The sequence below is a fragment of the Mesorhizobium sp. M7D.F.Ca.US.004.03.1.1 genome, from assembly GCF_003998635.1.
Taxonomy (GTDB): domain Bacteria; phylum Pseudomonadota; class Alphaproteobacteria; order Rhizobiales; family Rhizobiaceae; genus Mesorhizobium; species Mesorhizobium loti.
In genome coordinates, this window is the sequence record NZ_RZQG01000262.1 from 1 (window position 1) to 6,900 (window position 6,900).

The 6,900-nt window shown below is 60.4% G+C and carries 9 protein-coding genes; 5 read left to right on the plus strand and 4 right to left on the minus strand.

Annotated features, from left to right (window positions below):
• The 5 genes from tig to EN935_RS16440 form a co-directional block, all read left to right on the plus strand.
• A partial coding sequence (gene tig, locus EN935_RS16420) for a trigger factor (RefSeq protein WP_127373444.1) occupies window positions 1-1,147 on the plus strand: 1,147 nt, incomplete at its 5' end.
• Window positions 1,148-1,309: 162 nt separating this feature from the next.
• The gene (locus tag EN935_RS16425; RefSeq protein WP_126068902.1) at window positions 1,310-1,834 is read left to right on the plus strand and encodes a hypothetical protein; all 525 of its coding nucleotides are present in this window, start codon (window positions 1,310-1,312) and stop codon (window positions 1,832-1,834) included.
• A gap of 195 nt (window positions 1,835-2,029) precedes the next feature.
• Window positions 2,030-2,410, plus strand: coding sequence for a cytochrome c family protein (locus EN935_RS16430; RefSeq protein ID WP_109668897.1), 381 nt, complete (start codon window positions 2,030-2,032; stop codon window positions 2,408-2,410).
• A 149-nt stretch (window positions 2,411-2,559) separates the two neighbouring features.
• Complete coding sequence (locus EN935_RS16435; protein ID WP_127264105.1) at window positions 2,560-3,489, plus strand: heme o synthase; 930 nt, start codon at window positions 2,560-2,562, stop codon at window positions 3,487-3,489.
• A 491-nt stretch (window positions 3,490-3,980) separates the two neighbouring features.
• On the plus strand, window positions 3,981-4,793 hold the full coding sequence (locus EN935_RS16440) for a DUF2189 domain-containing protein (protein ID WP_109668902.1): 813 nt from the start codon (window positions 3,981-3,983) through the stop codon (window positions 4,791-4,793).
• Window positions 4,794-4,847: 54 nt separating this feature from the next.
• Here EN935_RS16440 and EN935_RS16445 read toward each other — a convergent pair whose 3' ends face one another.
• The 4 genes from EN935_RS16445 to EN935_RS16460 form a co-directional block, all read right to left on the minus strand.
• Window positions 4,848-5,321: an aminoacyl-tRNA deacylase gene (locus EN935_RS16445; protein ID WP_127373445.1), complete on the minus strand. Its 474-nt coding sequence runs from the start codon at window positions 5,319-5,321 to the stop codon at window positions 4,848-4,850.
• A 38-nt stretch (window positions 5,322-5,359) separates the two neighbouring features.
• On the minus strand, window positions 5,360-5,761 hold the full coding sequence (locus tag EN935_RS16450; RefSeq protein ID WP_126068904.1) for a cytochrome C oxidase subunit IV family protein: 402 nt from the start codon (window positions 5,759-5,761) through the stop codon (window positions 5,360-5,362).
• A 9-nt stretch (window positions 5,762-5,770) separates the two neighbouring features.
• Window positions 5,771-6,490, minus strand: coding sequence for a heme-copper oxidase subunit III family protein (locus tag EN935_RS16455; RefSeq protein WP_126068905.1), 720 nt, complete (start codon window positions 6,488-6,490; stop codon window positions 5,771-5,773).
• A gap of 13 nt (window positions 6,491-6,503) precedes the next feature.
• A partial coding sequence (locus tag EN935_RS16460; protein ID WP_206534526.1) for a cytochrome c oxidase subunit 3 occupies window positions 6,504-6,900 on the minus strand: 397 nt, incomplete at its 5' end.

The window sequence follows — 6,900 nt, forward strand, 5'->3', positions numbered from 1 at the left end:
CAACTACGAGATCATCCCGGCGATCGAGATCAAGGACTTTTCCGACATTAAGGTGACGCGCCAGGTGTTCGACGTGCCGGATACGGAGATCGACGAGCAGGTCCAGCGCGTCGCCGAATCGGCGCGCAGCTACGAGCCGAAGACCGGCAAGGCCGCCAATGGCGACCGCGTCTCAATCGACTATGTCGGCAAGATCGACGGCGAGGCCTTCAATGGCGGTGCCGGCACCGATCAGCCGCTGGTGCTGGGCTCGAAGGAGTTCATCCCCGGCTTCGAGGATCAGCTTGTCGGCGCCAAGGCCGGTGACGAAAAGCAGGTCACCGTGACCTTCCCGGAAAACTACCAGGCAGCGCATCTGGCCGGCAAGGAAGCGACCTTCGACGTCACCGTCAAGGAAGTGTCCCAGCCCGGCGCGTTGGAAATCAACGACGAGACCGCCAAGAACCTCGGCCTGGAGTCGCTGGAGCGCCTGCGCGACGTCGTGCGCGGCCAGATCGAGAACCAGTTCGGCGCCATGACGCGGCAGAAGGTCAAGCGTCAGCTGCTCGACCAGCTCGACGCGGCCTACTCGTTCGAGGCGCCATCGAAGCTCGTCGACGCCGAGTTCAACAACATCTGGGCGCAGGTCAATCGTGACCTGGAAGCAGCCGGACGCACCTTCGCCGACGAAGAGACGACGGAAGAAGAGGCGCGTGCCGAGTATCTGCGGCTTGCCGAGCGCCGCGTGCGCCTCGGTCTGGTGCTGGCTGAAATCGGCGAGAAGGCCGGTGTCACCGTATCGGACGAGGAGTTGCAGCGCGGCTTGTTCGAGCAGGTGCGCCGCTACCCGGGTAACCAGCAGCAGGAAGTCTTCGAGTTCTACCGCAACAACCCGGAAGCGTTGAACACGCTGCGGGCGCCGATGTTCGAGGAGAAGGTGGTCGACCATCTGCTCGGCCAGATTTCGGTCACCGACGTCAAGGTCAGCAAGGAAGAGCTGATGGCCGACGACGACGAGGACGAGACCGCCGTCAAGGCGAAGCCGGCGAAGAAAGCCGCCGCCAAGAAGGCCGACGACAAGGCGAGCGACGCCAAGTCTGGCGACGACGCGGAAGAGCCCAAGAAGAAGGCCGCGCCGAAGAAGAAGGCCGCCAAGGACGCCGAATAACACAAGCGTTCAGCTGAAACAGGAAAGGCCGCCCTCCGAGGCGGCCTTTTTCGTTGCCAAACTGCAACAGCCGGCACGCTTCGCGAGCGATGGCCTGTGGCGACCAAGCTTTGATCATTATCTGCGCTCCTATTGAAAGCCGGTTGGCTGTTGGAGGGCGTGTTGAGGCTGTTCGTCGAAATGGGACACGCTGCGGCAATCGCGTTAGTGCTTGTCTCGGTCTGCGGCATTGCCCGGGCCGAAACGGTGCTTGACAACTGGCGGTTCGACACGGGCGAGGATGGCCTCGTCACGGCGTCGCTCTATGCCACAAACAAGCTGATCACCGGCGGCGGCGCCTTGAGCTACAGCCCGATCCTGACGATTGCCTGCCGGGCAAACGGTGAGCCGCATTGGACCGAATGGCTGCAACTGAACGACACCGTTTCGGCCAGCCGCAAGATCACCATGTCGGTCACGGTCGACCAGGGCAGCAAGTTCGATGAAAGCTGGTCGGTCGGGCCGCGCGGCAGGATGCTGGTGCGGGACGGCGCCGACGGCATCAAGCGCCTTGTTGCCGCGAACCGACTCCAGCTTTCGTGGCGGTTCGGGCTGCTGTCGGGACGCGGCGAGGCCGATTTCGACCTCGCCGGGTTCGGCGAAGCGGTCAACCAGGTTGCCGGCAGCTGCAACACGGATGTTCCTTGAGCCGCTGCAGACCACCTAAACCTTTGTACGGTCGACCTCTTCTACCTACCGGCCAGATTCGGTGGTATATAGGTGCCGCAACTCCATTTGGGGGTAGAAGCGGATAATCTGTTCTGCCGTGCAAGGCGCGTATTGCTGGTGGTAGCGGCAGCTCAGATCATCTCAGGCACATTTGACGATCAGGGAGGAAAAGTCATGCGCTTAGTCGCGTTTTTCGCCGTCGTGTCTGTTGCAACCTTCGTGGCCAATCCATCGCAAGCCCAGGATTCTGCGGCTGGCGAGAAGGTCTTCACCAAATGCAAGGTCTGCCACATCGCAGACGAGGACAAGAACAAGATCGGTCCGTCGCTGCACGGCGTCATCGGACGCACCGCCGGTACGCATCCGGATTTCAAATATTCCGATGCCATGATTGCGGCCGGCAAATCCGGCGTCAAATGGGACGAACCAACACTGACGACCTATCTTCACGATCCCAAGGCCATGGTCAAAGGGACCAAGATGACGTTTCCCGGCCTCAAGAACGATGCAGACGTGGCCAACGTCATTGCCTATCTGAAAACGTTCTCCAAATGAGCTGGCTCCTACGCCATCCGTCTAACATCTTGTTTTTCTGTGATCTTATTCGAACCGAAGGGCGGCGTAAGCAAAGACCTGGTTTCAGTTTTCGCTCGAGCCTTCAGTTCGGGATCATGGCCTAGGTTGCCTGCTCCCATCGGTCTGAGATGTCGACTAGGGAAAACCGCCTCAAGGATACCGGCATCCGCCTCTCGGAAGCGACGGCGGGTGATTTCTTCGCGCTTTTGAAGCCGCGGGTCATGGCGCTTGCCGTATTCACCGCTTTCGTTGGCCTGATGGCGGCGCCTGGCGCGATGAATCCGGTCATCGCCGTGATTGCAATCGGTGCGATTGCGATCGGAGCAGGAGCGGCTGGAGCTCTGAACATGTGGTACGACGCGGACATCGACGCGCTGATGTCGCGCACATCAAAGCGGCCGGTTCCGTCGGGCCGCGTCACGCCGGGTGAAGCTCTCGGCTTCGGCCTGGTGCTTTCCGCACTTTCGGTCATGATGCTCGGCGTGCTGGTGGGCTGGCTTGCCGCATCGCTGCTGGCCTTCACCATCTTCTTCTACGTCGTCATCTATACGATGTGGCTGAAGCGCTCGACGCCGCAGAACATCGTTATTGGCGGCGCGGCGGGCGCCCTTCCTCCGGTCATCGGCTGGGCGGCTGCAACCGGCGCCATCGGCATTGAAAGCCTCATCCTGTTCCTGATCATCTTTCTGTGGACGCCACCCCATTTCTGGGCGCTCGCGCTGTTCAAGGTCGGCGACTACGCCGCTGCCGGCATCCCGATGATGCCGAACGTGGCCGGCCAGGCCTCGACCAGAAAACAGATATTCGCCTATTCACTGCTCCTGGCGCCAGTCGGCGTGCTGCCTTGGGCGTTCGGATTCGCGAGCGGGTTCTATGGAGTTGTTTCGGCTGCATTGGGCGCGGGTTTCATCTGGCAGGCCTGGAGGGTTCTGGTCGCTCCGGACAAGGAGACGAAGCCTGCAAAGGCGCTGTTTGCCTTCTCGATTTTCTATCTTTTCGCGATCTTTGCCATACTGCTTGCCGATACCATCGCAATGCGAGCGTTTATGTCAGCCTGAGGTTGACGGCATGACCGCAGTTGTCGGAATGCTCGCCGGGGTCGAGATGCCCGGTCTGCAATTTCTGCATTGAAGGCGTTGCAGATCAGGATTGGCTCGAACATCACGATGGTACTGCACAGAATCCCAGGATCAGCAGGGCGACGATGCCAAGGCCGAGTATGAGAAGCGTCCTTCCGTCCATGACCTTCACCTTTGACTTGGCGTGTGATCCTGAAAATCGGGATCGATTTTCGGACAGGATCATGCGCCAATCAACGCGGTGCAGCGTCCTTTACGCGCCCAAAGAGGGCGCGCGGCGCTGTGCGAGAATATCGAAGAAAGACCACCAGAGCTAGCCAGGCCGCCGGAGCTTGTCCGACAAAGGGCGACAAGTCTCTGGCAAGAGAGTATGTTGATTGCGGTGCAGGTCGCGGTTTTGCGTGGCCATCACGCTGAACGGAAGCACCGCGAAACCGCGACCTTGCCGGACCAGGTCTGGAGGAACGGTCATGGCGAGCTTTCATGTGATAGCAGGCGCCAGCGAGACGCTGGAACATACCAAAATTCGAAAAATCGGTGTTTCCGACCTTTTCGACGCGCTCAAGCGGGGCGTCGACGATTTCATGGTCAAACCGTCGCACATCGTTTTTCTCTGCCTGATCTATCCGCTCGTGGGCGTCGTGCTCGCCGCCTGGACTTCTGGCGCCAATGCTTTGCCGTTGTTGTTTCCGCTGGTTTCCGGTTTTGCGCTGATTGGCCCATTCGCGGCGATAGGCCTCTATGAGATCAGCCGCAGACGGGAAGCCGGACTCGACACCTCCTGGAGGCACGCTTTCGACGTCAGGAAATCTCCGGCGCTGCCGGCCATCGCGGCGGTCGGGATCATGCTGTTTGCAATCTTCATCACCTGGCTTTTGACGGCGCAGATGTTCTACCAATATCTGTTCGGCCCGGCGCCGCCGGAATCGATATCCGGCTTCATCAATGAAATATTTGCCACCGGACGCGGCTGGACGCTGATTATCCTGGGGCACGCCATCGGCTTCGTCTTCGCTGTGGTGGTGTTGTGCACAACGGTCGTCGCCTTCCCATTGTTGCTCGACCGCGACGTCGGTGCGTACGAAGCCATCCACACCTCGGTGCGTGCGGTGCTGGCGAACCCGATCACCATGGCTGTCTGGGGACTGATTGTCGCCGTCGCCCTGATCATCGGCTCGCTGCCGGTGTTCGCCGGGCTGGCCATCGTATTGCCGATCCTCGGTCACGCCACCTGGCATGTTTACCGCAAGGTCGTGGAGTCGCCCGCCAGACCGGCGAGTTGAGGAAGCTCTGCCTCACCGCACTGGCGAGGTGCCGATGCAAGTTGATCGAAGCCGTCAGTAGGCCGGGTGACTGAAGCGGGCTTGGTATGCGCCCATGGTCAGGTTGCGGAAATCCTTGCCGCTGACATGCACCAGCGTTCTATGGTCGCCGCCTTCGAAGTAGACGTCGGCTGCATCGCCGAGGCTTTCATCGACAATCACCGGCACATCGTAGGCTGCGCCGATCGGCGGGATGGCGCCGGTGTCGCAATCACCGAAGAGCAAAATCACCTCGTCTTCGGAGGCAAGTCCGAGACGCTTGTTCATGACGTCTTGCAACCTGCCAAGTTCGATCCTGTGGGTGCTTGGAACCACGGCCAGCGTATAGCCAAGCTCGTGGTGAACGACCACGGACTTCGCCATGATGCTGCCGGGCACGTGCGCGGCTATCGCCGACTGCCGGCTTGTTGAAGTGCGATGATGAGCGACGGTGTCGTAGGAAATTCCCTTGCCGTCGATGAAGTCCTTCAATCTGTTTGCGATCGTCATCTTGGCCTCCCTTGCCGGAGTTCGCGACGCATGGGGCGTCAGGGCCCGGATCCGAAAAACGCCAGCCGGGTGAAAAGGGTGTAGTCGGCTTCGAAGATCATCATTGTCACGAACACCAGCACCAGTATCGGCGGCAGGATGATCGCATAGGCCAGCGCCAGCCGTTCCCAGGCCATGTGCATGAAGACGGCGACGATCAGCCCTGCCTTGAGGATCATGAAGATCAGGATCAGCGACCATCTGAGATAGCCGTGAAGGCCGAAATAATCGACCAGGTAGGAGCATGTGCTGAGGATGAACAGCCATGCCCAGACCACCAGATAGAGCTTGATCGGATGTTCCTGATGCACGTCGGCACGGGCGGCGGCCGCCGGCGCTTCATGTGCATGACCAGCGTGAAGTGCGTGTTGTCCGAGGCCGTTTGCGGTTGCTTCAGCCATGTCTGCCTCTCACCAAAGATAGAAGAATGCGAAGATGAACACCCAGACCAGATCGACGAAGTGCCAGTACAGCCCCATGATCTCGACATTCTCGTAGCGACCCGTGCGGCTGGTGAAGAAGCCGCGCCGCCCGGTGTCGAAATCTCCGCGCCATACCTTTCGCGCCACGATGATCAGGAAGATCACCCCGATCGTCACATGGGTGCCGTGGAAACCGGTGATCATGAAGAAAGACGAACCGAATTGTGCGGCGCCCCAGGGATTGCCCCAGGGGCGCACCCCTTCAGTGATCAGCTTGGTCCATTCGAAGGCCTGCATGCCGACAAAGGTCGCGCCGAGTGCCGCGGTCAGAAGCATGAGGATTGCCGTCTTGCGGCGGTCGCGGCGATAGCCGAAATTGACCGCCATGGCCATCGTTCCACTGCTTGAGATCAGCACGAAGGTCATGATGGCAATAAGGATCAGTGGGATATCCGAGCCGCCGATACGAAGCGCAAAGACCTCGCTCGGATTGGGCCACGGCACGCGGGTCGAAATGCGCGCGGTCATGTAGGATAACAGGAAGCAGCCGAAGATGAAGGTGTCGCTGAGCAGGAAGATCCACATCATGGCCTTGCCCCAGGACACGTTCTTGAACGCCCGCTGATCCGAGGACCAGTCGGCTGCAATGCCTTGCCAGCCCGCGGGCCGTGGCTCCGTCTGGCTGATATGCGTCAGTGTCTCTGCCATCCGCTTGGTCCCCTTAGGTCAGCAACTGTCGGCAAATATCGATGAACGTCGCGGCCCAACCGGCCAGCAGCGCGAAGATCGCGAGCCAGACGAAGAGCAGGAAATGCCAGTACATGGCGCACAGTTCGACGCTGAGACGAAGCCGCTCCGGCCGCGCTCCATTCCAGGCGCCGGCGGTCGTTCTGCCGAGGCCTACTAGCCCGCCCAGTATGTGCAGGCCATGCATGCCGGTGATCAGGTAGAAAAAGCTGTTGGCTGGGTTGGAGCTCAGCAGATAGCCATCTTCGGTCAGCTGCCGCCATGCGATGAGCTGTCCGATCAGGAAGGCGAGCGCCGTGAGCCCGGCCGTGGCAAGGCCGAGCCTGACCATGTCGATCTGCCGCTTGCGCGCGGCGACGACGGCGCATTGC

Bases quoted from the DNA above. Each gene is read 5' to 3' on its own strand.
- EN935_RS16430 (WP_109668897.1), top strand. From the start codon at position 2,030: ATGCGCTTAGTCGCGTTTTTCGCCGTCGTGTCTGTTGCAACCTTCGTG.
- EN935_RS16435 (WP_127264105.1), top strand. From the start codon at position 2,560: ATGTCGACTAGGGAAAACCGCCTCAAGGATACCGGCATCCGCCTCTCG.
- EN935_RS16440 (WP_109668902.1), top strand. From the start codon at position 3,981: ATGGCGAGCTTTCATGTGATAGCAGGCGCCAGCGAGACGCTGGAACAT.
- EN935_RS16445 (WP_127373445.1), bottom strand. From the start codon at position 5,321: ATGACGATCGCAAACAGATTGAAGGACTTCATCGACGGCAAGGGAATT.
- EN935_RS16450 (WP_126068904.1), bottom strand. From the start codon at position 5,761: ATGGCTGAAGCAACCGCAAACGGCCTCGGACAACACGCACTTCACGCT.
- EN935_RS16455 (WP_126068905.1), bottom strand. From the start codon at position 6,490: ATGGCAGAGACACTGACGCATATCAGCCAGACGGAGCCACGGCCCGCG.